The sequence below is a fragment of the Streptomyces nojiriensis genome (genome assembly GCF_017639205.1).
Lineage (GTDB): Bacteria > Actinomycetota > Actinomycetes > Streptomycetales > Streptomycetaceae > Streptomyces > Streptomyces nojiriensis.
The window spans coordinates 1,649,165-1,675,975 of the sequence record NZ_CP071139.1 but is presented as its reverse complement, the minus strand read 5'-3'; the positions used below and the strand labels follow the sequence as shown (position 1 = coordinate 1,675,975).

Below are 26,811 nucleotides of genomic sequence, written 5' to 3'. Positions count from 1 at the left end.
GCCGGAGCCGCCGTGTGGTGTGCGGCGGCCCCGGCTGTCGGGAGATCCGGCTGCCGGAAGATCCGGATCAGGCCTTGGTCTTGGCCGACCCGTTGAGGCCGGCGCCCAGCTTGGTCAGGGGCATGTCGGCGAGTCCCAGCTGGCCGGCCTTCTCCAGCAGCTCGCCCAGGGGCCCGGCCTGGGCGCTCCCGCCCTGCATCAGCTTCATCAGCAGTGCGGACACGGTCAGGTTCTGCACGTCCGAGGTCGAGACCGAACCGAGGACCCGGGTGATGTCCTCCGTGAAGTCGGACGTGCCGTCCAGCCACGGTTTGGCGAGCGCCTGCGCGGTGTCGGAGTGCCGGACGAACGCGTCGATGCCCTTGCCGAGCGAGATCGAGGAGACGAGCCGGTCGAAGAACACCGAGTCGCCGCCGACGATGTTGATGTCGGCCTTCTCCAGCCCGGCCGCGACCACCATGGCCTGTGCTTCGGCGACCTGCCGCTGGACGTCGAGACCGGCCAGCCGGATCTCCTTCTCCGCCGCCAGCCGCAGCCGGTACTCTTCGTGCCCGCGCGAGGCCTCGTCCAGGGCGGCCATCGCGGCGGCCTTCTCGGTCAGACCGGCGGCCTCCGCCTTCAGCTTCTCGCCGATCATCGCCGCGTCCGCGCCCGCCTGCGCCCTCGTCCCCTCGGCCTGCGCCTTCAGCCGGGCCTCGGTGGCCTGCGCCTCCGCCAGGCCGGTCTTCTCGATCGCGTCGGCCTCCTTCTCACGGACCTGTACGGCGGCCAGCCCGGGCGCTGCCGTCTCGGCCTGGATGCCTTCCGCGAGCCTGAGCTTGGCGCGGGCGTCGAGCTCGGCGGCCTTGACGCGGGCCTCCGCCAGCGTGAGCTGCTCGGCGGCCCGGTGCACGGCCGCCGCCTCGCCCGCCTCCGCCGCCTTGATGTCCTTCACCAGGCGCTCCTGGGCCTCGGCCTCGGCGGCGATGACCACGGCCTGCCGGGACCGCTCGGCCTCCTCGACGATGCGGAGCTTCTTGATGGACTCCTCCTGCTCGGCGACCGTGCGGTCCACCGCGATCCGCTCGCGCACGACCTCGGCGATGTCCCGCTTCTCGGTCTCGACCTCCTTGTCGGCGGCGATCCGGGTCAGCTGGGTCTCGCGCTCCCTCGCGATGACCTCCAGCATCCGGTCCTTCTCGATGCGCTCGTTCTCCACCGCGATGACCCGCTCGCGGTTCTTCGCGGCGACCGCCACCTCACGGGCCTGGTTCTCCCGCTGGATGCCGAGCTGCTCCTCGGTGCGCAGGAAGGCTCCCTGGGCGCGCAGTCGCTCCTCCTCCTGCACGCGGGCGGTCTCGGCCTCCTCGCGGGCCCGGACGGTCTCGACGTCACGGCGCTGCTTGATCTCGGCTTCGGCCTGGCGGCGTTCCAGCTCCAGGATGGCCTCGCGGGCGTCGACGTTCTGCCGGGTGATCTCCTTCTCCTCCGTGCGCTGGAACTCGTTCGTGCGCACGTGCTCGACGGTCGTCAGCTCGGTGATCTTCCGGATGCCCTGGGCGTCCAGGATGTTGGCGGCGTCCAGCTGTGTCATCGGGGTCTGTTCGAGGAAGTCGATGGCGGCGTCGTCGAGGTGATAGCCGTTCAGGTCCGTGCCGATCACCTGGATGATCCGGTCCCGGAACTCCTCGCGCTTGGTGTACAGGTCGACGAAGTCGAGCTGCTTGCCCACGGTCTTGAGGGCTTCGGAGAACTTGGCGGCGAAGAAGTTCTGGATGGCCGTCTTGTCGCTGGCGGTCGCCGTGCCGATGGCCTGGGCGACCTTGATGACGTCCTCGACGGTCTTGTTCACCCGGACGAAGAAGCTGATGTGGATGTCGGCGCGGATGTTGTCCTTGCAGATCAGCCCCTCCCGTCCGGTCCGGCGGATCTCGATCGTCTTCACCGAGATGTCCATGTACTCGGCCTTGTGCAGCACCGGGAGTACGACGGCGCCCGTGAAGGTGACGTCCACCTTCTTCGTCTTGGAGATGATCAGGGCCCGGCCCTGCTCCACCTTGCGGAACAGCCTGCTGACCACCAGAAGCAACGTGATGACGACGAGCAGGACGACGGCGACGAGTATGCCGAAGCCGAGGGAGATGGCATCCATGGTGAGGTCCTTGCGATGAAGGTGTGGCGAAAGCAGGAGTAGAGGGACTGAGAAGAGGGGCGAGCAGCGCGGTTCAGGCCGTGGCGCGTGGGTCGAGCGCCGGATCGAAAGGCGCGACCCAGAAGAACTCGCCGTCCTCGTCGAACGCGTACAGCAGGGCCGTGCTCCCGGACCGCAGGTCGTCGTGCCCGTGCTGCCGGACCTGGACCACCGCGGTCGAGCCGTCCGCCGCGGCGACCTCGGCCTGGCCGAAGGTCGTGGAGACCGAACCGGTGCGGATGGTGCAGGTCAGGCCCACGAAGTCGAGCCGGGACGGCGGCGGGTCGGGAAAGAGGCTCCGAAGACGCCGCACCAGGATCCGGGTGACACTCCAGGAGAAGAGCAGTGCGGCGGCGAGCACGGCGACGGCGAGGCCGCTCCGGACCGTGGCGGGCACGTCCAGACGACGTACGAGCACCGAACCGGTGAGGCTCGTGAACCAGGCGATCGCGATCGCCAGGGAAGCGACTACCGTGACTGGTACGCCGCCGGCGCCCGCTGCGTCGCTGTGCGAGTGCCCGTCGAAGCTGTCGTGCTCGGCTCCGCCGAGCAGGACGAGGAGCCAGAAGCCGACGACCACGATCAGAGCGGCACTGAACAGCGCGGCGGGGAAGCCGAGCGCGGCGGCGACGAATTCGCCCATGATCCCCCCGATCGTCAGTCCTCGTGTCACGGAGTTCCCACACGGTGGTGGACACCGTTCCGTTTCCGGAACTCGGCATCGCGCCCCGTCCCCGGACTCCCCGATCCCCATCCTGACCGGCCCGGCGGTCTGCCCGCACTGCCGTACTTCGGCAGTCTTTACGCGTTCCTGATGCCGAGCTGAACTCCTCGCAGGGCGGGATGATCGAAAGCCAGGCCGACCACCAACTCCGGGAAGCCGTCGTGGTGCAGGGTGTACATGGCGCCGCCCGCCGTGCTGAACGCGGATCCCGCGAGAACGGCGGCGACTGCCAGGCGGAACTCGGTGAGGGCGCGGAACGCCGGGTTTCCATTCGTTCGTGCCTCTCTGGGGACCTGCAGAGACCAGAGCGTGGCGCGTTCGATCTGAATGCCGCAGTCCGGCAGGAAACCGACGGCTCTGCTTCCGCCAGGGACCCGTCAAAGAACCGTAAGGAACGTATAAAGTAGCCGCTGGTGTGCCGGGAAGCCTGGTCGGCGAACAGGGGATGACTCTCTTCGTGGATCGGGGCTCGACGCCATGGTGCTCGTCGTTGTGTTCGGTATCGCTCTGCTCGTCGCGGTGCTGCTGTCCGGGCTGGCCGCCCGTACGGTGCTGTCGACCTCGCTGCTCTTCCTGTTGGGCGGCGCCCTGGTCAACGACGGTTTCCTCGGGCTCATCCACATCACCTCCGACAGCGAGATCGTGGGCGTGACAGCGGATCTGGCCCTGTTCGCCGTGCTGTTCACGGACGGCATGCACGTCTCCCTTCCCGCATTGCGCCGGAACTGGAAGAACCCCGCGAGAGCGCTGGGCCTCGGAATGCCGCTGGCGATGGCCGGCACGGCGCTGATCACGCACTACCTCGCCGGACTGGACTGGACGACCTCGTTCCTGGTCGGGGCCGTGCTCGCCCCCACCGATCCGGTGTTCGCCTCGGCGATCGTCGGGCGCAAGGAGGTCCCGGCGAAGCTGCGCCAGCTTCTCAACGTGGAGAGCGGCATCAACGACGGCCTCGCCCTGCCGGTCGTCCTCATCCTGATCGCCGCCGCAGGCCCCACCTCCGGGACGGCGCAGGCATCCGTCGGGGAGATCGCCCTGGAGCTCGCCATGGGCCTGGCCTTCGGGGTCGTCCTGCCGCTCGGCGTGGCCTGGCTGGTGCGTCTGCGCCTCCTCGGTGCGGAACCGAAGCTGCAGCAGCTGCTGCCGCTGGCGACCGGGGTCATCCTCTATGCCGCGTGCCACCTGACCCACGCCAACCCCTACCTGGCGGCGTTCTCCGCCGGCGCCGTGCTCGCCTCGGTCTCGCCGGAGGCGAAGACCGCCTTCGAGCCCCTCGGAGAGGCGCTGGCCGAACTCGCGAAGTTCGCGGCCCTGCTCGTCTTCGGCGCCCTGCTGACCCCGGCCCTGTTCGGGGACCTTTCAGCGGGCGGCTACGCGACCGTCGTCCTGGCCATCGCGCTGATCCGGCCGGCGTCGCTGCTCGTGTCGCTGCTGGGCGCGCGGATCGAGAGGCGCGAGAAGCTGATCGCCGCCTGGTTCGGCCCCAAGGGCTTCGCCTCGGTGGTCTACGGCCTCCTCGTACTCCAGGCCGGGATTCCCCAGGGCCAGGAGGCGTACACACTGATCGCCGTCTGCATCGCCTTCTCGATCATCGCCCACAGCAGCACCGACGTGCCCATCGCCCGCCTCTTCCACGTCGACGACCTCGCGGGCATCCCGACCGACGCCGACCACGGCAACCAGACCCGCCTCCCTCACCCGTGCGACACGCCCGATCAGGAGAAGCACCATGCCAGCCCGTGATCTCGCAGAGCCCTACCCCCACGTGACCACCGACGACCCCGCCGTCGACGCGGCCCGGCTGCTGGCGGAGCAGAACCTGCCCGCCCTCCTGGTGCTCGACACCGACGGCATCCCGTATGCCGTCGTACCCGGTTCCCAGGTAGTGGGGCAGTTGGTGCCCGAGTACGTGATGGAGGACCCGCTGCTCGCCGCCGTGATCGACGAGCGGCACGCGGACGCCTCGCCGAGGCACTGGCGGGCCGGACGGTCGCGGAGTGGCTGCCGCGCCGGACGTTCAACCCCCTGTACGTCGGCCCGGACGCGGGCGTACTCCAGATCGCCGCCGTGATGGCCCGCGCGCACGTTCCGCTCGTCGCAGTCGTCGAGCGCGACAGCGGAGGGGAGCGCGGGCGTCTGGTCGGGGTCGTGACGGCCGCGGCCCTGATGCGGCACTTCCTCAACGTCGTGGTGCTCGGCATCGCCGAACGCAACCGCCACCCCATCAGCTTCTGGGAATTCACCAAGTACGGCCTCGTGGTCACCGCGGCGACCGTCGCCCTCTCCGCCCTCTACCTGTGGTTGCGCTACTTCGCCCTCGCCTAGCTCAGCTCTCGTCGCCGGGCCAGCCGAGCAGCCGGGCGCCGATCACGGCCGTCTGGAGGGTGTAGCGGTTCACGGGGTCGGCCGGGTCGGCGGCGGTGAGGGAGTGGATGCGTTCCAGGCGGTAGGTGAGCGCTCGCACGCTCAGCGACAGGCGGCGGGCGGCCTCGGTGGCGACGCATCCGCTGTCGAAGTAGGCGGTGAGCGTGTCGATCAGGGGCTGGGCACCGCCCCGCGCCGTGCGCAGGGGACCGAGCGTACTCTCCACGAGGTCTTCCATTGCCTGCCGGTCCCGGGTCAGGACCGGGTAGACGAGGAGGTCGACGGCGTGCAGTACGGGCCCGTCGAGCCCCATGCGCGAGGCGATGTCGAGGGCGCTCAGGGCTTCCTCGTAGGAGTGGACCACCCCGCCGGCCCCCGGGTGGGAGCGCCCGATGGCGACCCGGCCGCCGTCGGTGGCGGCGTACGCCTGCTTGGCGAAGAAGGCCAGGACGTCAGGCTGGTCCCCGGGAGCGACGCAGATGAGCCGGCCGTCCTTGGTGGTCAGCAGGATCTGTCGGCCCGGGAAGCGGGTGAGCACGGCCGTCTCGATGCCCCGGGCCACGCGGAAGCCGTCGCCGTACGGCTCGGGCCCGGCCGCGACCGCCACGGCGTGGGCCTGGGACAGGCGCAGCCCGAACCGCTCGGCCCGCTCCGCGAGGCGTCCCAGATCGCTGCCACCGTAGAGGAGGTCGTCGATGAACTCGCGCCGGGCGGCCTCCTCCTGACGGACCGCCTGCTGCTGCGCACGCTCGTAGCCTTCGAGGAAGGCGTCCACGGCCTGCTCCACCACGGACAGCAGCGCGTCGGACGATGAAGGGGCGGCCGGCCGCACGGTCTGCGCCGCCGCCAGGTGGTCCCGTATCAGGCCGCGCAACGGGAGGCCGGCCTCCGCTGCCCGCTCGCCCTCCGTCCGGCGGGACTCGAGCTCGTCGCGGCTCAGGCGGCGGCCCGTGGCGCAGGCCGCGCCGACGATGTCGGCATAGCCGGCCAGGTGATCCGCTGCTGCCGTACGGTCCGTCACTCATTTCCCCCCGTCATGACGCGTCCCTGATGATCCCTTGACGCGGCCACCAGGGTGCCACGTGTCCGGAACGAAGCCTTCGTCGGCATCAGAGCGGCGTAAAGACTGCCGGTCACCGGCAGTGTGCGCCGGGTGGCGGGAACGGCAGGATCAGGGCAGGGGGAAACCAAGCACGGCCCGGATGCCGGAGCACAGCAACGGGGGCGGCATCCGGGCCGTGCTGGGTCGTACGGCTGCCGCGCTCAGCGCTGCCGGGCCGAGAGCCAGACGGCGACCGTGGCCGCCAGCCCGAAAGCGCCGAGAGCGAGCAGCGGAAGCCCGGGGCCCGGGTGCAGGTACAGGGCCGTACCTGCGGCGGTGAGGACGGCCCCGAAAACGAACAGGGGAGACACCCGCCCGGTCGAAGAGGGTCGGGGCACGGGACGTCTCCTGGCTGGGCGGGGGCGAAGGTGGCCCCAGGCTCCCATACGGCGGGGCAGGGGTACAGGACCCCGCCCCGCCGTTCACGTCACAGGGCGCGCAGCTTGGTCGTGAAGACCTGGTTGGCCACCTTGTCGCCGAGGGCGAGGCCGTTGGTGGCGTCCCACGGGAAGTGGGGCGCCGGACGGCGGTGCGGACTCGGTTGTGGATCGTGGCGGGCATGGGTGGCTCCCCTGGTCACGGACCTGTTGATCACCACGGCTGCGGCGGCGAGATCACGGCCTGACCGGGATGCGGGGCGCTTGTGACAAACGGCGGCAGCCGCCGCGCGACCAGGGCCGCCCGGACGTTGGTTTCGTCGTCCTCGTACACCAGGGCCAACGCGGCGGCCCCGGCCACCCCCGCTGCGGCCAGCACCTCCTCGTCGGGTTCCGCCATCTCCAGGACCCACGGCTCCCGCGCCGGCGGCCGCTCCCCGGCAGGGCAGCCGGGTGCACGGCCCACGCTCGGCTGGGCATCACCGGCAGGCGCAACGAGCGTCCCCCGTTCCTTGTAGACCTCCTGCAGCTCGGAGGCCAGACGACGGGCCGGCCCGTCGTCACCGCCCACGACCATCCGCCCATCGGCGTAAGGCGGTTGAGGCTGCCCTGATATCGAAGACACGCCCCAGGATGCCCTCGACAGCGGTCGCTCCGGCGCCGGCCGACCACGTGTCGCGGTGATCACGGAAAGGAGGCCGTCCGGGGGAATCAGCGGTCCGGAACGCACCATGGTCACAGGTCGTGGCGAGAAATGGGGGGTGACCGCTCATGAATACCGGGCCTGGAGCGACGGCTGCTACGCGCGGGCGATCCACGCCCCGCAGCGTGCCCTGCCCCTGTACCTGGGTGATGCGGAGGGCTGGTCCTTCCCGCTGGACCTGGAAAGGTGGTGCGCCCGGGCGGACGCGGCCGACCGTACCGTGCTGCGGCGGTGCACCGGCCGGGTGTTGGACATCGGGTGCGGCGCCGGCCGTATGGTCGAGGCGCTCGCGGGGCGTGGCCACCACGTCCTCGGGATCGACGTCTGTCCTGTCGCAGTGATCACGACCGCCTGCCGGGGCGGTTCTGCGGTGAGCAGATCGGTCTTCGACCCGCTTCCCGACGAGGGTCGGTGGGGGACGGCGCTGCTGATCGACGGCAACATCGGGATCGGTGGCGAGCCACGACGGCTGCTGCAGCGTATCCGGGAGGTCGTGGCTCCGGAGGGTCTCCTCCTGGTGGAGACCGCAGCCGGGGAGGTCGACGAGCGCCGTCGCGTGCGCATCCACTCCGGCCGCCATCCGGTCAGCGCAGTCTTCCCGTGGGCCGTGGTCGGGGCCACTGCTCTCCGCCGTCACGCCATGGAGTCCGGGTGGACCGAGGCCGAACGGTGGACCAGCGGGCGAGGACGTCACTTCGTCGCGCTGCGCGCCTGCCGCTGAGCCCGGCTCCGGCGCCAGGTCCGTACGATCAGGACGGCGGCCGAGGCTGCGAACAGTGCCGCGGTGATGAGGAGCCAGCGGCCGAGGAACCCGTCCGCCGGCAGGGCGGTCGCGGCCGTGTAGTGCTCGACCCGGCGAAGGACCAGCGGCCACCAGACGAGTAGCAGAACTCCGGAGACGAAGGCGGGTACGCGGACGTAGTTCACGCTCACCCGTGGCACGGGCAGTGTGGGGCCAGGTCCCCGTGTGAACAGCGCCTGTACCGCGCGGTCGGTCAGCGAGTACAGCGGCAGCAGGACCAGGTCGTGGAGGAGGGCCGCTCCGACGAACCACACGGCCACTCCGAGCGTGTCCCCCTGGAACAGGCGCAGGCCGGCGTAGAGGGCGAGGGTGAAGGAGGCCAGTACGAGGAGCAGGTGCAGAGGGGAGGCGCCGTAGCGGCGCCGGAAGGCGGTCGGGGCGCTCATGCGGGCTCGCCGAACGTGAGGCGGGTGACCCATTTGGTGTTGTGGACCCCGGGAGCCCCGGCGACGATGGCTCGGGCCGGGTAGCCGTGGTCGGCGGAGAGGGTCGCCCCGTTGACGCGGACGGCCAGGAGCGAGCGGCTGTCACGGACCTGGTGGTCGCTGAGGACGGCCGAGCTGAACGAGCCGCCGCGCTGCACCGACTCGACGAGGACCTCCGGGGTGTTCACACCGAGTCCGACGAGTGCGGCCAGATCGGTGAGCCGGACCCCGCCCCACCGCTGGTCGGGGGTCGACCAGCCTTCCACGCAGGCGATGGGCAAGGCCGACTCGTGCTGGGTCATGGCCAGGAGCTGGTCGTACGTCAGGTCGACCTGATGCCCCGGGCCGCGTACGGTCAGCCGCCACGCGGGACCGACGTCGCTGGGCCGGATGCCGACCGAGGCGGCGGTCTTGTTGATCTGGAACCCGTTCGGGCCCGAACCCGGGTCCTGGCCGTGCGGGGCCAGCAGGGCGGTCCGTCGCCACCATCCGCCGATGCTCTGCCCCGCCGTGACGACCAGCAGCACGACCGACCCGAGCCCCACCATGGCCAGGGCACCCCGGCGGGAGATGGTCGGCGTGGCGGGGCGTGGCGAGACCAGACCGACGGCTTCCTCGGTACCTGAAGCCGGCTCCCCGTGCCGTGGCCGTACGGCTCTCAAGGCCCTCGGGAGTCGAAAGGTCACGTGGACGACGAAGGCGCCGATGAACACCCAGGCTCCGTAGAAGTGCAGGGTGTAGAAGGAGCCGGGGAAGATGTAATGGAGCTGGACGTTGAGGATGCCGGTGACGAACTCGAAGCCGGCGCCGCCGACCAGCAGGAGCAGGGACAGCCGCTCCAGAGCGTGGCTGATCGAGCGGACCGGTGGCCACTCGAACAGCTTCGGGATGACCGACCACAGCTTCGCCAGCAGGACGGGCACCAGGACGATCCCCAAGGTCACGTGGACGCCCTGGGTGAGCCGGTAGAGCCAGTACGGGGACGTCGGCCACGAGAACAGGTAGAAGCCGAGCCACCCCTTGCCCGGTGTCTGGTCGTTGACCGCCGCGAGATCGGGGTTGTACGCCGCGTACGACAGCAGGCCCGTCACGAAGAGCACCGTGATCCCGAACAGCAGGACCAACCCGAACACCGCGGTCAGCCAGGGACCGCGCAGCGGACTCCGCCAGAACTCCGGACGAGCGGGACCCGGAGGCGGGCCCGCCCCCAGGGCTGTGCTCCCCGCCTCACGCAGCTGCGTCAGTGGACCGGACCGGACCTTCGGTGGGGCCGGCTGCCGGGCGCCGGCATCCCGACCAGGGGGAGGCCCGGCTGGAGGAGGGGCGTCCGCCTTCTCAGGCTCCTTGCGCGTGGGCGGTGGCACGTCGTCCGGTTGGCCCTGCCCGATGCCGCTCGCGCCCACCGTGCACCTCCATCGGCTGCCGATTTCTTCTCTTTCTTCCTATTTCGCCAGCTAGGAGAACACGCCGCACCGATGCCGCACCTGCTCCGGCAGCACGCCAAGTGGGTGTAATCCCCGCCGAGCTCTCACGCCGCGAGGCAGACGTCGAGGATCTTGGCGGCTTCGCCGATGGAGCCGGGCATGAGGTGGCGCCTCTCCTGAAGCGTGACGTGCCCGGCGGGGCCGGACCCCGTTAGGCAGGTCATGGAAACCCTCGCTACCGCCCGGCGGCGGCCTCACCTGGTGCTCGCGGCCGCCGTCCTGGCCCTCGCGTACAGCGCCGTCACCGGCGTGACCCAGCCCCAGCCCGCCGCCGCGGCCGCTAAGTTCGCACAGCCCATCTCCAATGCCGTCTGGGAGGCGGGCATGACCTACTCCATCATGTGGACCGACGGGACCCCCGGAAGCCGGTCGCTCAGGTTGATGAAGGGACAGGCCACAGCTCTCCAGCAGGTGGCGCGGATCGCCACGGTGGACGGAGCCTCTGGCACGTACGAATGGACCGTCCCAGCCGACCTGCCCACCGACGACACGTACGCGATCGCCCTCGGGACCCCACCGGACATCGGCTACAGCGGCCAGTTCACCATCACCCGCGACGGTAACGGCGCCCCGTCCCCGGTCGGGGAACGGCCCCCGGCCCCGATGCCAGCTCCTGTCCCCACCAGGCCTTAGGCCGTCTCTTTCGGATCTGGTCCTTCCTGGTGGCCGCTGCCTTCGATATCGAATCTGGTCCGTGACTGGTCCGGGAGGAACGGCCGAGTGGCTCCATTCCGCACCTGGTGTGACGGACCCGTATCGAAGGGTGACTGACCGGAACTGGCTTCGGGAGGGCAATTCCCTTCCGGGAGCTGGACTTGGCGCTCTGGAAGAGCCCAACCGCCTTCGGGGAGTAGCTGACCAGCAAGTTCTTGGTCTGCTGGTGGTACAGCAGCTGTAGTCATCCTGACCTGCTGAAACGGTAGCCGGTGAGGCCTTCTGACAGGGGCTGGTCCGGAAATGGTCCGGATCTTGGTACGCCCCGGCCCGGGCGGCAGGGATCCGGCAGTCCAGCACGCCCGCCTGTCGGGCCGCCACATCCCGTGCCTGAATCTCACGCGGGTCGCGCGGGGAGAGTCGTGACTCGAGCCCGAGGAGTAGCCCGTCAGCACCACGGATCAGGACGTCGTTGCGGACTGCGCGGTCCTTCCGAGGTCCGGTGGGCGGGTCGGCGTGCAGAGCGAGAACGGCCGACCGCAGGGGTCGCAGCCGTCCTTCTCCGGTACCCCTTCGCGCCTGCGCGTCCCTTCGGGATGTCAGGGATCCATCCCGCGTCCGCAGCAGCAGGCGCCACCGCCCACGGCTACCCCCGCCAGGGCGGGAACCGAGAGCTGAAGAAGGCGATCGAGGGCTACCGGGAATCAGGCAGCGACGAGCTCCTGCTCGCGGTCCGGCGTTTTGACCTTGGGCTTCTTGTTCGGCAGCGAGAGCCGGAAGACCTTGTGCCACGCGGAGAACACCTGCTTGGGCAGCGGCCCGGTGACGTACTCCAGCTCGTACTTCTCGAACAGCGCGCGCACCTTCACCGCGACCTCGGCGTACCGGTTGCTCGGTAGGTCCGGGAACAGGTGGTGCTCGATCTGGTGCGACAGGTTGCCGGTCATGAAGTGCATGGCCCTGCTGCCGCTGATATTCGCCGAGCCCATCATCTGGCGCAGGTACCACTGGCCGCGCGTCTCGCCCTTGATCGACCGGCGCTCGAAGACCTGCACGCCCTCGGGGAAGTGCCCGCACATGATCACCGAGTGGGACCAGATGTTGCGGACCAGGTTCGCGGTGAACGTGGCGGCGAGCGTGGTGAGGAACGACGGGCCCGACAGCAGGGGGTGGATCACGTAGTCCTTGAGCACCTGCTTGCGGATCTTGCGGCCCACGGCCTTGGCCCGGGCGCGGAACTCCGGGTTCTTGCGGCGGCGCTTGTGCAGGTTCTTGCCGAGCTCCAGGTCGTACGCTGCGATGCCGTACTCGAAGAAGCAGGCGTTGATGAAGTTCCACAGCGGCTGGCCGAGGTGGAACGGGTGCCACTTCTGGTCCTCGTCGACGCGCATGATGCCGTAGCCGAGGTCGTTGTCCTTGCCGATCACGTTGGTGTACGTGTGGTGCAGCTCGTTGTGCGAGTGCTTCCACTGGTCGGCCGGCGAGACGTGATCCCATTCCCAGGTGGTGGAGTGGATCTTCGGGTCTCGCATCCAGTCCCACTGGCCGTGCAGGATGTTGTGGCCGATCTCCATGTTGTCCATGATCTTCGCCACGGACAGACCGGCGGTGCCGATCAGCCATGCGGGCGGGAAGAACGAGAACAGCAGCACGCCCCTGCTGACCAGCTCGAGCGTGCGCTGCGCCGAGATGACCTTCCGGATGTAGGCGGCGTCCTTCTCGCCGCGGCCAGCGATCACCTCATCGCGGATCGCGTCCAGCTCGCGGCCGAGCTCCTCGATCTGCTCCGCGGTCAGGTGGGCGGTGGGGTCGATGGCGGTCAAGGTGTTCCTACCGTTCGATGTCGCAGGGGCCCGCCGCGGCGGACACGCAGGTCTGGATGAGGACGCCCGGCTCGGCCTCGGTGATCTCGCCGGTGCGCAGATCGCGGACGGCGCCCGCCTTGAGCGGCGTGACGCAGCCGAAGCAGATGCCCATGCGGCACCCGGACGGCATGAGCACGCCGGCCTCCTCGCCGGCGTCCAACAACGGCGTGGCGCCGTCCGCGTCGACGGTCTTGCCGGTGGCGCTGAACGTGACCTCGCCGCCGTCGCCAGCGACGACGATGCCGGGGCGGAAGCGTTCGGTGTGCAGGCGCTCTCCGACGCCGTGGCCGCTCCAGAACTCCTCGGCGGCGTCGAGCAGGCCCGCGGGCCCGCAGGCCCAGGTCTCGCGCTCGGCCCAGTCGGGTACCAGTTCGCCGAGTCGGGCGATGTCGAGCATGCCGTCCGTGTCGGTGTGCACCTCGGTGAGCCGCAGCTTCTTGGCCGTGACCAGGTCGTGCAGTTCGTTGCGGAAGATCACGTCTTGCGGCTGTGGCGCGCAGTGGACCATGACGACGTCGTCGAAGTCGATGTCGCGCAGCATGCCCATCACGGGCGTGATGCCGCTGCCGGCCGTCAGGTAGAGCACCTTGGCGGGCTTGGCCTGCGGCAGTACGAAGTCACCGGTCGGCTGGTCGAGCTGGACCAGCGTGCCGGGCTTCGCCCTGCGGACCAGGTGGTTGCTGACCTTGCCGTCCGGGATCGCCTTCACGGTGATCGTGACGCGGCCGTCCTGGCGGTTCGTCGGCGAGGTGATGGAGTAGGCGCGCCACAGGCGCCTCCCGTCGACGTCGACCCCGATCCGAACGTACTGACCGGCCGTGTGACCGCGCCAGCCCCTTCCCGGCCTGATCACGATGGTCGCGGCGTCAGCCGTCTCGGGGTGCACGGCCTCGATGCGCCCACGCAGGTCAGCGCCCGCACGCAGCGGGCTGACCAGGTCGAGGTAGTCCGACGGCAGCAGCGGCGTCGTGATCATCTCCAGCAGTTTCCACGCCCCACTGCGGAGGGTTGCACTCGTCATGACCCCAGCTTGATGCGCCTCAAGGCGTAAAGTCCTGACCGCAAGACGTAAATTTGGTCGGCTGGATTGTTCGCAGGGAATAAATTATGAGCCATCCAATCCGGAGAGTCACCGAACTGGTCCTGGAGCAGGCGACGGTCACCGCCATTCGGGCCGGGCTGAAGACCACCGCCGACGAGGTCGTCCAGGCGATCATCGACGAGGTCCCTCCCTACGCCAACGCCCTTTCGGGCCGCATGGGCGTCACCATCCGCCGAGCGGTCCGCACCGCCCTGGGGCACTATCTGGACCTCGCGAGCGGGACCGCCACAGGCGGCGACGCCGGTGACGCGGCCTACGAGCTGGGCCGCGGCGAGGTGCGCGACGGGCGTTCGATGGACGCCCTGCTCAGTGCCTACCGCGTCGGCGCCCGCGTGGCCTGGCGATGCCTGGCGGCGGGTGCGGTACCCGCAGGTCTGCCTGCCGCCGAGGTCGCCAAGTTCGCCGAGCTGACCTTCGCCTACATCGACGAGCTCTCCGCCGCGAGCGCCGCGGGCCACGCCGACGAACTGGCTGCCCGGGGCCGGGACCACGAGCGCCACCTGGAACACCTGGCCCGCGACCTCCTCGCCGGCGCGAGCCCGGACGTGCTGCTGGCCTCTGTTCAACGGGCAGGGTGGCAGCCTCCGGTTTCGCTGACCGCCGTCTTGCTGCCCGCCGCCCAGGCCCGGCCTGCCTACCGCGCGCTCGACCCGAGCACCCTCGTCCTCGACGATCTGCCGGACGCCTTCGGTGTGCTGCTCGTCCCCGATGCCGACCGGTCGCACCTCTTGCGGCAGCTGACCGACCGCACCGCCGTGGTCGGCCCGGCCCGGCCGTGGACTCGTGCGTCCGCCTCGTACGCACGAGCCGCACGCGCGCGTTCCCTCTCCTCCGATATTCGCGACACCGAGGACCACCTGCCCGAGCTGGTGCTGAGCGCCGACGTGGACGCGTTCGCGGACCTGCGGGCCCGAGCCCTCGCACCGTTGCGGACCTTGCCTGTCGCGACCGCGCGGAGGCTGGAGGAGACGTTGCGGGCTTGGCTGCTTCACCACGGCAGGCGGGACGAGGTTGCGGCGGCGTTGTTCGTCCATCCTCAGACCGTCCGGTACCGGATGTCGCAGCTGCGGGAGCTGTTTCCGGATCTCGCATCGCCACACCGGGTCCTCGAGCTGACGCTGGCGGTCGGTCTTCGGGTCAGCTGACGCGTACCTCGACCGTGGGAGAGGGGCTGGGTGAACCGGGGGTAACAGAAAGAGTTGATACTCGTGTCGAGCGGGTCGAGCCGACGGCGCCTGGCGGGCGAAAGCCCAGGTCAGGCGCCGTCTTTCAGGCTCTAAAAGAAGCCGAGCTTCTTGGGGGAGTAGGAGACCAGCATGTTTTTGGTCTGCTGGTAGTGCTCCAGCATCATCTTGTGGGTCTCGCGGCCGATGCCCGACTGCTTGTATCCGCCGAAAGCGGCGTGTGCCGGGTAGGCGTGGTAGCAGTTCGTCCAGACGCGGCCCGCCTGGATCGCGCGGCCCGCGCGGTACGCGGTGTTGATGTCCCGGGTCCAGACGCCCGCGCCCAGGCCGTACGCCGTGTCGTTCGCGATCCGTACGGCGTCGTCGAAGTCCTGGAAGGAGGTCACCGACACCACCGGCCCGAAGATCTCCTCCTGGAAGATCCGCATCCGGTTGTCGCCCTCGAAGACGGTCGGCTGGACGTAGAAGCCGCCCGCGAGATCTCCCTCCAGTTCCCGGCGCTCGCCGCCCGTGAGGATCTTCGCGCCCTCCCGCTGGCCGATCTCCACGTACGACAGGACCTTCTTCAGCTGCTCCTCCGAGGCCTGCGCCCCGATCATCGTGTCCGTGTCCAGCGGGTGCCCCGGCACGATCAGTTCGGTGCGGGCCACGGCCGCATCGAGGAAGTCCCCGTACCGGCCCCGCTCGATCAGCGCGCGCGACGGGCTCGTGCACACCTCGCCCTGGTTGAGGGCGAACATCGTGAAGCCCTCCAGCGCCTTGTCGCGCAGGTCGTCGTCCGTCGACCAGATGTCGTCGAAGAAGAGGTTCGGGCTCTTGCCACCGAGTTCCAGGGTGACCGGCTTCAGATGCTCGGCCGCGTACTGCATGATCAGCCGGCCGGTGGCGGTCTCCCCGGTGAAGGCGATCTTCGCCACCCGAGGACTGGAGGCGAGCGGCTTGCCCGCCTCCTCCCCGAAGCCGTTGACGATGTTGACGACGCCCGGCGGCAGCAGGTCCGCCACCAGGCTCAGCCAGTAGTGCACCGACACCGGGGTCTGCTCGGCCGGCTTCAGCACCACCGTGTTCCCGGCCGCCAGCGCCGGGGCCAGCTTCCACACGGCCATCAAGATCGGGAAGTTCCACGGGATGATCTGCCCGACCACGCCCAGCGGTTCGTGGAAGTGGTAGGCGACGGTGTCGTCGTCGAGCTGGCTCAGCGCGCCCTCCTGCGCGCGCAGGGCTCCCGCGAAGTACCGGAACTGGTCGACGGCCAGGGGCAGGTCGGCCGCCAGGGTCTCCCGCACCGGCTTGCCGTTCTCCCAGGTCTCCGCGACCGCGAGGGCCTCCAGGTGCTGCTCCGTCCGGTCCGCGATGCGCAGCAGGATCGACGACCGCTCGGCGACCGAGGTACGACCCCACGCGGGCGCCGCCGCGTGGGCCGCGTCCAGCGCCCGCTCCACGTCCTCGGCCGTGCCCCGGGCGACCTCCGCGAAGACCCGGCCGTTGACCGGGGAGGGGTTCTCGAAGTACCGGCCGCGCGCGGGCGGAACGTACTCGCCGCCGATGAAGTGGTCGTAGCGGGACGCGTACGTCATGAGCGCCCCCTCGGTACCGGGCGCAGCGTAGCGGGCCATGGTGTCCTCCCCTTGCCGGGCGCCGGCCGCCGTCGGACAGCGCTTCGGTGGAGGCTAGGAGCGCGCAGGTTGCGGATACGTTGCACGCCGCCGTCCACCGGCGTCGGGACGCGCGCCGAGCTCCCGGTCCAGGGCGTGTACGCGGGCCAGCGCGGCCGGCCGGCGCTCCGGCGGCAGCGCCGCCGCCAGCGCCCGCCACGCCTGCGGGTCGTCCGCGCCCCACGGGCTGCACACCCAGTCGGTCAGCAGCCCGGCATCCGCCCGCGCGATCACGGCCGCCCGCGCCTGGTCCTCGATCCGGCGCCGCAGCCGGACGATGCCGGGCGCGGTGGAGGCCGGCAGCAGGGGGCCGGGGTAGTGGTGGAGGGCCGCGGACACCGCCCCGGTAGCCAACTGCCGCGTCAGGGCGGTGAAATCCGCGTCCAGCGGACCGGCCGTGCGATAAGGGCGCGAAAGCGGCGCCGACGGGCCCAGCAGGGCGCGCAGCCGGGAGATCTCGGCGCGCAACGTCACCGGTGACACCGACTCGTCCTCGTACAGGGCGATCGTCAGCTCCTCGCCCGACAAGCCCTCGGGATGGTGTGCGAGCAGCGCCATGATCTCGCTGTGCCGCCGCCCCAGCCGGAGCTTGCGACCGGCGGTGACCAGCAGCGCCTCGTCCTGGCCGAGGGCGGCGAGGGTGTCCCCGGCGGCCGGCGGATCCGGTTCGAGCAGGGTCAACTGGGCTTCCGCCGCCCGGGCCACCGCCCGCACGAAGCCCAGGGAGTGCGGATGGGCCAGGCCGTCGCCCCCGGTGATGTCCACCGCGCCCAGCAGCCTGCCCGTCCGGGGATCCCTCACCGGAGCCGCCGCGCAGGTCCACGGGTGCACCCGGCGGCTGAAGTGCTCGGCCCCGAAGACCTGCACGGGCTCTCCCGTCGCGACCGCCGTCCCGGGCGCGTTGGTCCCCATCGCCGACTCCGCCCAGCGCGCACCCGGGACGAAGCCGAGGCCCTCGGCCCTGCGCAGCGTGCCCGGTTCGCCCTCCACCCACAGCAGGCTGCCCCGCGCGTCGCACACCGCCAGCAGATGCGCCCCGTGCGCGGCGAACGCTCCGACGAGATCCCGGAACAGAGGCATCACCCGGGCCAGCGGATGCCCCTCGCGGTACGGGCGCAGCTCCGCCTCCGGGAGCTCCACCCGGGGCGCGCACTCCGGGCTGAGCCGGGCCCGCGCGCTCCGCCGCCAGGAGCGCGCGATGACCGCCCGGACCGGCCCCTCGACCCGCCCGTCCCGGGTGAACGCGGCATGGGCCCGCCGTAGTTCGCGCGTGCGCGCGGCCGGATCGGCCCCGCCCGGCAGCGCCACCGACGGATCGCCCATGTCACCCTCCCGTGGTACCGCGGTACGGAGCTACGGAGCTGTGGAGCTGCGGAGCTGCGGAGCGCCACCATCGTCGTCCCGGTACCGGGTCCCGGCAAGCCGTACGTCGGCCAGGAAGCCGGCGGTACGCGGCCCGCGGCGGGCCGAAACCTCATGGGGCGGGATCGGCCTCCAGCGCCGAGCCCGGGTCCGGGGCGGAGGGCCCCGACGGAACCCACTGCCCGCCCTCGCGGCGGAACGGCCACCAGCGCCCGTCCCGGCCCAGCCGGAGCTGGCGGCCGGTGCCCTCCTGCGTCCAGCGGGCGCGGACCCGGCGGAGCACCGGCGCCTCCTCGTCCGCCCAGGCCGCGGCCAGGGCCGCGCGGGCACGGGCCAGTTCGCTCCGGCTCGGCGTCCGGTCGTCCTCCAGCGCCGCCAGGCCCGGGGCCGCGCCGAAGCCCCAGGCCCGTACGGCCAGTTCCAGTTCGGCCCGGCTGCGCCTGGTAGCCGCCGCCAGGCGGGAGCGGACCCGGAAGTCACCGGCCTCGGCCGTGAGTCGTACGGCGTCCTCGGAGAGCGTGAGCGGGGCCGCCGGGGCGCGATCGGCGTGGCCCGGAGCCAGCGCTTCCGCGAGCCGCCGACGGGCTTCGGCCGCGGCCGCCTGCGCCAGGAACTCCACGGCGTCCACATCGAGTTCCGGTTCCGCTCCGGTCTCCGTGTCCAGCGTCGGCGGCTGGCCCGGCACCGGCGGCAGTTCCGGCAGCGGGGGCAGGGCGGGAAGGAGAGCGCCGGCCGCGAAGACCTCCGCCGCCGGGATCCCCTCGTCGGCGGGCGTCTGCCGAGCGCCCGCGTCCGCGCCGGCCTCTGATGCCGCGTCCGCCTCCGCCGCGCTCCGCTCCGCCAGTTCGTCCACCACCTCGCGCTCGCCGCGGCCCCGCAGGAGCAGCAGCACGAAGGGGTCCTGGTCCAGCAGCCGGGCCACCTGGTAGCAGAGCGCCGCCGTGTGCGGGCAGTGGTCCCACTCGCCGCAGTCGCAGCGCGGATCGAGGTCCCCGATGCCGGGCAGCAGCTCCACCCCGGCCGCGGCCGCGTCCTCGGCGAGCTCCGGCGGCACCTCCCGGTCGAGCAGCGCCGCGATGTGCCCGGCCTCCGCGGCGGCCAGATCCAGCAGGCGGTCCCATTCCGCTTCCGTGAACTCCTGTATCAGCACGTCCGTCCGGTGCGCCGTTCCGTCCGGATCGCGCACCACCGCGGTGAGCCCGCCGGGGCGCACCGACACCGCGCCGACCGCGCCCGAGCGCGCGTACCGGCGCCCCTGCTTGACCTGCGTCCCGTCGAGCGCGCTGTCCTCCAGCGCGCGCAGCCAGGCATGGCCCCACCAGGTGTGGGCGAAGCCGCGGCCGCGGGTGGCGGCCGGCACGGCGGGGAAGGTCTTCTCGTAGGGGTCTCGGGTGTTCATCGCTCACTCCCCGCGCGCGGCCGGGCGCAGCGCCACGAGCTCGGCCAGTTCGGCATCGGTCAGTTCGGTCAGCGCGCCCTCGCCGCCCGCGAGGACGGCGTCGGCGAGGGCGCGTTTGCGTGCCAGGAGCTGTGCGATCCGGTCCTCGACGGTGCCTTCGGCGATGATCCGGTGGACCTGTACGGGCTGGGTCTGGCCGATGCGGTAGGCGCGGTCGGTGGCCTGTTCCTCGACGGCCGGGTTCCACCAGCGGTCGAAGTGGATGACGTGCCCGGCCCGGGTGAGGTTCAGCCCGGTGCCGGCCGCCTTCAGGGACAGCAGGAAGACGGGTACCTCGCCCGCCTGGAAGCGGTCGACCAGCTCCTCACGGCGCGGCACCGGCGTCCCGCCGTGCAGGAACTGCGAGGCGATCCCGCGGCCGGCCAGGTGCTTCTCCAGGATCCTGGCCATCGCCACGTACTGGGTGAAGACGAGGACGGAGCCGCCCTCGGCCAGGATCGTGTCGAGGAGTTCGTCGAGCAGCTCCAGCTTTCCGGAGCGGTCGGCGCCGCCACCGGCCTCCTTGGCGCCGCGTTCCGACGGGCCGTGCTCCCGCAGGTAGTGGGCCGGGTGGTTGCAGATCTGTTTGAGCGAGGTCAGCAGCTTGACCACCAGACCGCGCCGCTCCATCCCGTCGGCCTCCGAGATCGCGGCGAGGGTCTCGCGTACGACCGCCTCGTAGAGCGAGGTCTGTTCGCGGCTGAGGGCGACGGCGTGGTCGGTCTCGGTCTTGGGCGGCAGCTCGGGCGCGATACCGGGGTCGGACTTCTTGCGGCGCAGCAGGAACGGCCGCACCAGCGCGGACAGCCGGGCGGCGGCCTGCGGGTCGCGGCCGCTCTCGACGGGGTCGGCGTAGCGGGAGCGGAAGGCGCCGAGGCGGCCGAGGACCCCGGGGGTGGTCCAGTCGAGGATGGCCCACAGCTCGGCCAGGTCGTTCTCGACGGGGGTGCCGGTCAGAGCCACGCGGGCCGGGGCGGGGATGGTGCGCAGGGCCTTGGCGGTGGCGGAACGCGGGTTCTTGACGTGCTGGGCCTCGTCGGCCACGACCATGCCCCAGCGGATGGCGGCGAGTTCGGGCGCGTGCACACGCATGGTGCCGTAGGTGGTGAGGACGAACCCGCCGGTGGGCCCGGTGGGCCCGGTGGGCTCGGTGAGCCCGGTGAGGCTGCGGCCCGGGCCGTGGAAGCGGCGTACGGGGGTGCCGGGGGCGAACTTCTCGATCTCCCGCTGCCAGTTGCCCAGCAGTGAGGCGGGGCACACCACCAGGGTGGGCCCGGCGGTGGCGGGGTCGGTGCCGGGGGCCTGGGGCCGGTTGCGGTGCAGGTGGAGCGCGATGAGGGTGACGGTCTTGCCGAGGCCCATGTCGTCGGCGAGGCAGGCACCGAGGCCCAGCGACGTCATCCGGACCAGCCAGTGCAGACCGCGCAGCTGGTAGTCGCGCAGGGTGGCCCGCAACTCCGGCGGCGCGCCGGAGGCCTCGGGGGTGTCGGGAGCCTCGGGGGCCTCCTGCGGGTCGGCGGCGAGGCGCGCGCGCAGCCCCTCCAGCGGACCGGTGGCCTCCACGTCGACCCGCTCGCCGTCGATCTCCGCCGACCCGGTGAGTACGGCGGCCAGCGCGTCCGCAGCCGCGATCTTCCGGTCCTGGCGGGCGCGGGCCCGGCGGGCCTCGGCGGGATCGACCAGGACCCACTGGTCGCGCAGCCGGACCAGGGGGCGCTTCGCCTCGGCGAGGCGGTCGAGTTCGGCGCGGGTGAGATCGCCCTGGTCGCCGAGGGCGTGGTGCCAGCTGAAGGAGAGCAGGGCGCCGGGGGAGAGCAGACCCGAGGGGCGGGCGGTGGCAGGGGTGTCGTCGGGGGAGCCGAGGACGGCCCGGGCGCTCAGGTCGCGCAGGAGCCCGCGCGGCCAGTGCACCTGGACCCCGTCGGCGGCCAGGGCGGCGGAGGCTTCGCCGAGCAGCTCCGTGACCTCGTCGTCGGCGAGTTCGACCGCGTCCGGGACGGCCGCGCCCAGCAGCGGGGCGAGCGGGGGCCACAGCCGCGAGGCGCGGCGCAGGGCGCGGAGAGCGTCCATCCGCGCGCCGGGCGGGAAGGCGGCCGCGGCGGCACCGGATCCGGCCCAGACGTCGGCGGCATCGACGACGAGGGCGGCGTCGGCCAGGCTGTGCATCTGCAGGACCGCCCGGAAGGCGGCGGCGGCTTTGGCGGGCTGAGCCGCGGCCGGGTCGAGGACCCGGTCGAGCTCGATGCGCAGGGAGATCCGGACTCCGGCGTCATGGCCGGCGGCCACCTCGGCGGCCCATCCGCGCAGCTCGGGGTGGAGCCGCGGCGGGCGGTCGGCGTAGGCGGGGCCACCGGCTGCCGCGGGGGCGGCGGGGGAGCGGGGCAGCGTGTCGGCGACGGCGTCGAGGAAGGCCCGCAGCAGCGGCTCCGGCGCGGGCAGCCGGGGCGGCCCGTCGGCGTTCAGCGGAAGGCAGTGGGCGGCGGGCGGCATCGCGGCGGCCAGTTCCCGGACCTCGTCGAGGTCGGCGGGCTCCAGCGGCCCGATCCGCCAGGCGTCGTGGCCGGCGGGGCTCAACCCGGGCAGGAGCTGCCCGCGTGCGGCGAAGCGCAGGGCGAGCAGCGCGGCGGCGCCCCAGAACGCACCGGCACCGGCACCGGCCTGGGCTGTCGCGGACCGGGCGCGGGTGAGCAGGGGCAGGGCTTCGTCCACGGACAGGACGCGCGTGACCACGGTGGCTCGACGCAGGTCGGGGGTGACGACCGTGAGCTCCTCCGGGCCGCCGGCACCGGCAGGGGTACCGGCACCGGCAGGGGTACTGGCACCGGAGGGGGTACCGGCACCGGCAGGGACGCCGGGCGACGTGCCGTCGGTCTGCCAGAAGGCGATCCGCCCGCAGCGCGGCGGGTCGGCGGGAAGGAACACGGCGCAGTGGTGGTGGATGAGGTCGGAGATCTCGGAGAGCACGCATTCCTCAAACTTGACTACCGGATACGGAGTGGCCGACGGTACCCCACCGGGGGCGCCCGACGACGGGGGCGCGGCCGTGACCCGGGTCACTTCGAAGACCGTTCGGGTGTCGGGGAACGCGCGGTCGCGACGGCGCGTTGAGCGGGTAGGAGTGGTCGACGGCAGGAGGAGGTGTCCGCAGATGTCCACGAGCGGAAAGATCGCGGTTGCCGGAGTCGTGGCAGCCATCGTGCTGTTCTGGACCGTGGGGTTCTGGGCCGGGCTGCTGGTCCTGATCGGCGTGCCGGTCGCCGCCTACCTCCTGCTGGACTCCTCCCAGCGGCGCCGTCTGCGGGGCATGTCCAGGAAGCAGATCGGCCGCTGACCGCGGCGGCCGCGCGCTCGCCCGGCGGGGTGGCCGGGCTCCGGCTTCGGCGCGGAGCCCGGCAGTCAGGGCCGCGGGGCGGGCTCGGACGCGTACCCGCCGGGTGGCGGTGACGCCCGGATGGTGTGGCCCGCCGGGCGTCGCGGGCCCGGCAAGATCCGGAAGAGGGCCCGGGTCAGGCGGCGCCGCTCACGGCGACCGGGTCGAGGTCCGCTTCGAGCAGCATCTGCGACGCGTGGTCCACGAGGTGCCGGAGCACCGGCAAGTAGGTCTCGTCGCCGCCCAGTTCGTCCAGGATTCGGTGCCCCTCGCCGCGGAAGGCGTCGATCTCCGCCCGGTACCGGTCGAGGGTGGTGGGGGTCCGCAGCAGTCCCTCGAGTTCCACTCTGGCCTGGTGCGAGCGCCCGGCGGTGGCGCACAGGTCCAGGATCCGCTCCCGGGAATCGGGCGAGGCGTCCTCGAGGACGGAGGCGAGGAGATAGGTGACCGTGCCGTTGACCAGGTCCTCGTTGCGGCCGGACAGGATGTCTTCCTGGTCGTTGAATATTTGCCAAAGGATCCCGAAGACGTAGCCGAATTCACGCCACAGCTCCACCTTCTCGGCCGTTGTTCCCGAGAATATGGCGGCCATTGCCGTGATCATTCCGAACGGAGCGCCGGACTTGCCGCGGTACGTCTCGACGACCGATTTCCGCGACGCGCTGCAGATGTCCCCGCGCATGTCGTCGATCTGGCCGTCGACGCCGATGATCCAGCCGTTCAGGATCTCGGTTATCAGCGCGCTGCGCGCCGACTCCGGGAGATCCTGTGAGAGGAGGATCTGGATGGGGAGTGAGTTCCCCGTGATGACGGACGCGAGCAGCGCTTCGTTCTCGGTGAGCTCACCGGAGATGGAGGCACCGTTGGCATCCGCCAGGTCGTCGAGGTAGCAGGCCGAGGTCCACCACAGCAGGTGGACGGCGGACAACGGTATGGCCGGCCTCGGATTTCCGGTCTCTATGGCGTGCGTGAGGAGCGGCAGTACCGAGAGGGGATGTCTCAGTTTGCGGTGCTCCAAGAGCTTGGCCACTGAGTTCCTGGTCGTGCTCGCCAGTGGGCCGAGCCGCTCCAGCGCGGTGTCGATCTCCGCGTCGATGTCCTGCGAGACTTCCCGGTGCAGGTCCAGGTAGGACATGGAATTCAAGAATGGCCTCCGTCGTGGAATGGGCCGAAGATGCGGGGTGCGCATCTTTGAGCCGCTTGACTGGCCGATTCGATCATTCTGGAGGAGGGGGATCCAGAGCGATTTCCGGCCTTTGTGGCCGGTTCTTTTCGATTGTGAGGGGGCGAGACGGCCCGCGCGCGGAGGCCGGGCGCGGACCGACCGCCCGGTACGGGTCGTCCGTCGGAGCCGTCGGAGCCGTCACCGCCGCCGCCCGCCCCGGCGCGTGTTCACGACGGGCGGACCGCGATGCGGTCGAGCGCCTCCAGCAGGTCCGGCAGGTCCGGCAGGTCGGAGGCCCCCTCGTGGGGGACCGTGAGCACCTCGCTCGGTTCCTCGTCCAGCAGGACGAAGGCCGCCTCTCCGGTACGCGCCACGAGCGACCAGCCGGGCCCGTCCACCCGCAGCGTCCGGGCCCCCTCGCCGGCGAACGAGGACCGTACCCGGCCGGGCGGTGGCGGGGTCTTCGTGTACGCCACGGCCTCCTCCAGCGCCCGCGCGAGCCCGGGGTGTGCGGCGGCGGCCGCCCCGCCGTCCGTGGCCACGCGCTCGCGCCAGTCCGCCCACTCCCGCGCGATCTGGTCCGCGCCCATCCGCCGCTGCACCGGACCCCACGCGTCGGCCGAGGGCGGGGCGAGCGGGACCCGCCCCGTACCGTCCGCTCCTTGCTCGGGATCGTGCGGCTCGGGGATTCCCGACGCGGCCACCGACAGGTCCAGTGGCCAGCCCGCCAGCGAGACCACGATCGTCCGCTCGTCGGGGGACAGGTCGTACTCCATCCCGCAGTCCCAGGAGGCGATGGCCGTCGCGACGAGCGAGACGTCGTCCACGACGACCGTCCAGCGCGCGCCTTCCTCGTCCTGGCCGAGCACCAGCCCGTACCCCTCCCCGCCCGGCGCCACGCCCAGCAGGGAGCAGGCCTCGGGGAAGTCGTCGCCCAGGATGCTGGGGAACTGTGCCGGGGTCAGCAGCACCGCGGTCAGCACGTACAGCGAGCCGCCACCCTCGTCGTCGGACACCTGGCCTCCTGGTAGCTCTCTCGTCGGCGCACCTTAACCAGCGGGTAACCCGCCCGTCGAGAGCTTGCGGGACACGATTTCCAAGGCTGCTACCTGCACGTAGAGTTGGGGGCCCGCCACAGAAAGGGACACCTGGTGCAGCGTTACGATCGGCTGAGGGAGATCCTCCGTCTCGATCCCGACAAGGATTTCCTCGCCATCTACCGGCTCACCGCCACCTACGAGTTCCCCTGGGACTTCACCCGCGCCCTGGAACTCGCCCTGTTCCGGACATATGCCGTCCCGAGCATCGGTGGCCTGCTGGCCGAGACGGCCGAGTTCACCGACCGGACCCAGAAGCGCTACGACGACACCGCGCTGCTCCTGGACGCGGTCGTCGAGCACGGCTTCGAGAGCGACACCGCACGCACCGCCATCCGCCGCGTCAACCAGATGCACCGCAGCTACGACATCTCGAACGACGACATGCGGTACGTCCTGAGCACCTTCGTGGTGATTCCCGCGCGCTGGCTGGACGCCTACGGCTGGCGTCCGCTGACCCACCACGAGCGCCGGGCCTGCGCGAACTACTACGCCACCCTCGGCAGACACCTGGGCATCACGGACATCCCGGGCTCCTACGAGGAGTTCGAATCCACCCTCGACGCCTACGAGGAGGCCCACTTCGGCTGGGACGAAGGCGCCCGCAGGGTCGCCGACTCCACCCTCGACCTCATGGCCTCCTGGTACCCGGCGCCGGTCGCCCCCGCCGTGCGGCGCGCGAGCCTCGCCCTCCTCGACGAGTCGCTGCTGGGCGCCTTCCGCTACGAGACCCCGCGCGCCCCGGTCCGGCGCCTCGTCCAGGGCGCCCTGTGGCTGCGCGGCCGTGCGGTCCGGCTCCTGCCCCCGCGCCGCGCCCCGCACTACGCCCGCCAGAACCCGGAGATCAAGGGCTATCCGGACGGCTACGACGTGGGTGAGCTCGGCACGTTCCCCGTGCCCGGCTCGGGCGGCTGCCCCGTTCCGCATCCCCGCCGGCCCGCCGGAGCCGAGGCCCAGCCTCCGGCCTGATCCCGGGCACCTCCGCGGACCCCGGGCATGGGGCCGACGTACGGGTGTGTTCAGGGGCGACGTACGGCCAGCGCCAGGAAACGGTCGTCGTCATCGGCGTACGAGGCCATGTCCCAGCCCGAACCGGTCAGCAGCGGGCCGAGGTTGTGCTCGGCCCGCATGTCGTCCGGGGTCAGCTCGCGGCCGTGCCGCGCGGCGAGGGCCGCCCGCCCGATCGGGTGAAAGAGCGCGAGCCCGCCACCGGGGCGGACCACCCTGGCGAGCTCGCGCAGGTTCGCCCCCGGGTCGGGCAGGTGGGCGATGAGCCCGGCGGCGAACACCGCGTCGAGCACCTCGTCGCGCAGCGGCAGCCGGGCCACGTCGGCGAGGAGCAGGGCGCCCTCGGCGTCCCGCCCCGCCCGCCGCGCGGCGGCCAGCATCTGCGGAGTGAGGTCCACGCCGAGCACGGTCCCGGCGGGTCCGACGGCGGCCCGCAGCGCGGTCATGGCCCGCCCGGTGCCGCAGCCCGCGTCGAGCACGCGGTCCCCGGGCCGCAGCCCGAACTCGGTCACGGCGGTGGTGAACGCGGGCTCGTCGCCGGGAAACCTGCGGTCCCAGTCGGCTGCGCGCGCCCCGAAGAACTCCTGCACGTGTGTGTGGTCTTCGCTCATGCGCCCATGATCCCCCACCCGTACCCGCCCGCCTGCGGACCGTGTGCAAGCTGGCACGTGGTGTGATCGAAGATGAACGTAGCTCTGTCATATTCCAGCAGTTCCAGCTGCTTTCGAAATGCGCCCCCTGTTCGCACCCTCACCCGGAC

At 71.6% G+C, this 26,811-nt stretch carries 24 protein-coding genes and 1 pseudogene; 8 read left to right on the top strand and 17 right to left on the bottom strand.

Annotation, left to right across the window (positions count from 1 at the left end):
• Positions 1-67: 67 nt before the first annotated feature.
• Positions 68-2,131, bottom strand: a complete 2,064-nt coding sequence (locus tag JYK04_RS07980) for a flotillin family protein (protein WP_189734339.1) — start codon at positions 2,129-2,131, stop codon at positions 68-70.
• A gap of 73 nt (positions 2,132-2,204) precedes the next feature.
• Positions 2,205-2,813, bottom strand: a complete 609-nt coding sequence (locus tag JYK04_RS07975; protein ID WP_189734337.1) for a hypothetical protein — start codon at positions 2,811-2,813, stop codon at positions 2,205-2,207.
• Positions 2,814-3,371: 558 nt separating this feature from the next.
• Here JYK04_RS07975 and JYK04_RS07970 point away from each other — a divergent pair.
• The 3 genes and pseudogenes from JYK04_RS07970 to JYK04_RS42115 form a co-directional block, all read left to right on the top strand.
• Positions 3,372-4,637, top strand: coding sequence for a cation:proton antiporter (locus JYK04_RS07970; RefSeq protein WP_189734335.1), 1,266 nt, complete (start codon positions 3,372-3,374; stop codon positions 4,635-4,637).
• Positions 4,624-4,965: a CBS domain-containing protein gene (locus tag JYK04_RS07965; protein ID WP_229875044.1), complete on the top strand. Its 342-nt coding sequence runs from the start codon at positions 4,624-4,626 to the stop codon at positions 4,963-4,965. Before JYK04_RS07970 ends, JYK04_RS07965 begins: the two co-directional genes overlap by 14 nt.
• Positions 4,965-5,012: pseudogene (locus JYK04_RS42115) on the top strand (hypothetical protein); the annotation flags it as partial. The gene JYK04_RS07965 and the pseudogene JYK04_RS42115, both read left to right, overlap by 1 nt.
• A gap of 208 nt (positions 5,013-5,220) precedes the next feature.
• Here JYK04_RS42115 and JYK04_RS07960 read toward each other — a convergent pair.
• The 4 genes from JYK04_RS07960 to JYK04_RS07945 form a co-directional block, all read right to left on the bottom strand.
• On the bottom strand, positions 5,221-6,279 hold the full coding sequence (locus JYK04_RS07960; protein WP_189734333.1) for a PucR family transcriptional regulator: 1,059 nt from the start codon (positions 6,277-6,279) through the stop codon (positions 5,221-5,223).
• 242 nt (positions 6,280-6,521) lie between these two features.
• The gene (locus JYK04_RS07955; protein WP_189734331.1) at positions 6,522-6,698 is read right to left on the bottom strand and encodes a hypothetical protein; all 177 of its coding nucleotides are present in this window, start codon (positions 6,696-6,698) and stop codon (positions 6,522-6,524) included.
• 89 nt (positions 6,699-6,787) lie between these two features.
• Positions 6,788-6,940 (bottom strand): hypothetical protein, encoded by a 153-nt coding sequence (locus JYK04_RS07950; protein WP_189734804.1) that lies wholly within the window; start codon positions 6,938-6,940, stop codon positions 6,788-6,790.
• Positions 6,941-6,951: 11 nt separating this feature from the next.
• Positions 6,952-7,314, bottom strand: a complete 363-nt coding sequence (locus JYK04_RS07945; protein WP_189734329.1) for a hypothetical protein — start codon at positions 7,312-7,314, stop codon at positions 6,952-6,954.
• Between the two features lie 184 nt (positions 7,315-7,498).
• On the opposite strand from JYK04_RS07945, the gene JYK04_RS07940 reads away from it, so the two are divergent.
• Positions 7,499-8,161, top strand: coding sequence for a class I SAM-dependent methyltransferase (locus JYK04_RS07940; RefSeq protein WP_229875043.1), 663 nt, complete (start codon positions 7,499-7,501; stop codon positions 8,159-8,161).
• Here JYK04_RS07940 and JYK04_RS07935 read toward each other — a convergent pair.
• Entirely contained in the window at positions 8,131-8,628 is a 498-nt protein-coding gene (locus JYK04_RS07935) for a hypothetical protein (protein WP_229875042.1), read from the bottom strand. The two genes, JYK04_RS07940 and JYK04_RS07935, sit on opposite strands and share 31 nt — an antisense overlap.
• Positions 8,625-9,878 carry a molybdopterin-dependent oxidoreductase gene (locus JYK04_RS07930; protein WP_189734763.1) on the bottom strand — a complete coding sequence of 418 codons (1,254 nt, stop codon included), beginning with the start codon at positions 9,876-9,878 and terminating at the stop codon, positions 8,625-8,627. Before JYK04_RS07930 ends, JYK04_RS07935 begins: the two co-directional genes overlap by 4 nt.
• Before the next feature lie 435 nt (positions 9,879-10,313).
• Between JYK04_RS07930 and JYK04_RS07925 the strand changes: the two genes are divergently transcribed.
• The gene (locus tag JYK04_RS07925) at positions 10,314-10,784 is read left to right on the top strand and encodes a GPI anchored serine-threonine rich family protein (RefSeq protein WP_189734322.1); all 471 of its coding nucleotides are present in this window, start codon (positions 10,314-10,316) and stop codon (positions 10,782-10,784) included.
• Positions 10,785-11,509: 725 nt separating this feature from the next.
• On the opposite strand, the gene JYK04_RS07920 is transcribed toward JYK04_RS07925, so the two are convergent.
• Both JYK04_RS07920 and JYK04_RS07915 read right to left on the bottom strand, forming a co-directional pair.
• Positions 11,510-12,628 (bottom strand): fatty acid desaturase family protein, encoded by a 1,119-nt coding sequence (locus JYK04_RS07920; RefSeq protein WP_189734320.1) that lies wholly within the window; start codon positions 12,626-12,628, stop codon positions 11,510-11,512.
• Positions 12,629-12,635: 7 nt separating this feature from the next.
• On the bottom strand, positions 12,636-13,691 hold the full coding sequence (locus JYK04_RS07915) for a ferredoxin reductase (protein WP_189734318.1): 1,056 nt from the start codon (positions 13,689-13,691) through the stop codon (positions 12,636-12,638).
• A gap of 86 nt (positions 13,692-13,777) precedes the next feature.
• Here JYK04_RS07915 and JYK04_RS07910 point away from each other — a divergent pair, with 86 nt between their 5' ends.
• Positions 13,778-14,917 carry a PucR-like N-terminal domain-containing protein gene (locus tag JYK04_RS07910; protein WP_189734316.1) on the top strand — a complete coding sequence of 380 codons (1,140 nt, stop codon included), beginning with the start codon at positions 13,778-13,780 and terminating at the stop codon, positions 14,915-14,917.
• Between the two features lie 131 nt (positions 14,918-15,048).
• Here JYK04_RS07910 and exaC read toward each other — a convergent pair whose 3' ends face one another.
• The 4 genes from exaC to JYK04_RS07890 all read right to left on the bottom strand — a co-directional run bounded on the left by exaC (position 15,049) and on the right by JYK04_RS07890 (position 22,375).
• On the bottom strand, positions 15,049-16,572 hold the full coding sequence (exaC, locus tag JYK04_RS07905) for an acetaldehyde dehydrogenase ExaC (protein ID WP_189734314.1): 1,524 nt from the start codon (positions 16,570-16,572) through the stop codon (positions 15,049-15,051).
• 54 nt (positions 16,573-16,626) lie between these two features.
• Positions 16,627-17,934, bottom strand: a complete 1,308-nt coding sequence (locus JYK04_RS07900; RefSeq protein WP_189734312.1) for a GAF domain-containing protein — start codon at positions 17,932-17,934, stop codon at positions 16,627-16,629.
• 151 nt (positions 17,935-18,085) lie between these two features.
• Entirely contained in the window at positions 18,086-19,372 is a 1,287-nt protein-coding gene (locus JYK04_RS07895) for an SWIM zinc finger family protein (RefSeq protein WP_189734305.1), read from the bottom strand.
• A gap of 3 nt (positions 19,373-19,375) precedes the next feature.
• Complete coding sequence (locus JYK04_RS07890) at positions 19,376-22,375, bottom strand: DEAD/DEAH box helicase (protein WP_229875041.1); 3,000 nt, start codon at positions 22,373-22,375, stop codon at positions 19,376-19,378.
• 184 nt (positions 22,376-22,559) lie between these two features.
• On the opposite strand from JYK04_RS07890, the gene JYK04_RS07885 reads away from it, so the two are divergent.
• On the top strand, positions 22,560-22,742 hold the full coding sequence (locus JYK04_RS07885; protein WP_030014871.1) for a hypothetical protein: 183 nt from the start codon (positions 22,560-22,562) through the stop codon (positions 22,740-22,742).
• 175 nt (positions 22,743-22,917) lie between these two features.
• Here JYK04_RS07885 and JYK04_RS07880 read toward each other — a convergent pair whose 3' ends face one another.
• Both JYK04_RS07880 and JYK04_RS07875 read right to left on the bottom strand, forming a co-directional pair.
• A complete protein-coding gene (locus JYK04_RS07880; protein WP_189734760.1) occupies positions 22,918-23,916 on the bottom strand; it encodes a polyprenyl synthetase family protein in 999 nt (332 codons plus the stop codon).
• 257 nt (positions 23,917-24,173) lie between these two features.
• Positions 24,174-24,962 carry a hypothetical protein gene (locus tag JYK04_RS07875; protein ID WP_189734301.1) on the bottom strand — a complete coding sequence of 263 codons (789 nt, stop codon included), beginning with the start codon at positions 24,960-24,962 and terminating at the stop codon, positions 24,174-24,176.
• Between the two features lie 132 nt (positions 24,963-25,094).
• Here JYK04_RS07875 and JYK04_RS07870 point away from each other — a divergent pair, with 132 nt between their 5' ends.
• Positions 25,095-26,012 carry an oxygenase MpaB family protein gene (locus tag JYK04_RS07870; protein ID WP_189734758.1) on the top strand — a complete coding sequence of 306 codons (918 nt, stop codon included), beginning with the start codon at positions 25,095-25,097 and terminating at the stop codon, positions 26,010-26,012.
• Between the two features lie 50 nt (positions 26,013-26,062).
• Here the strand turns inward: JYK04_RS07870 and JYK04_RS07865 are convergent, their stop codons facing one another.
• Positions 26,063-26,662, bottom strand: a complete 600-nt coding sequence (locus JYK04_RS07865) for a class I SAM-dependent methyltransferase (RefSeq protein WP_189734300.1) — start codon at positions 26,660-26,662, stop codon at positions 26,063-26,065.
• Between the last annotated feature and the right edge of the window lie 149 nt (positions 26,663-26,811).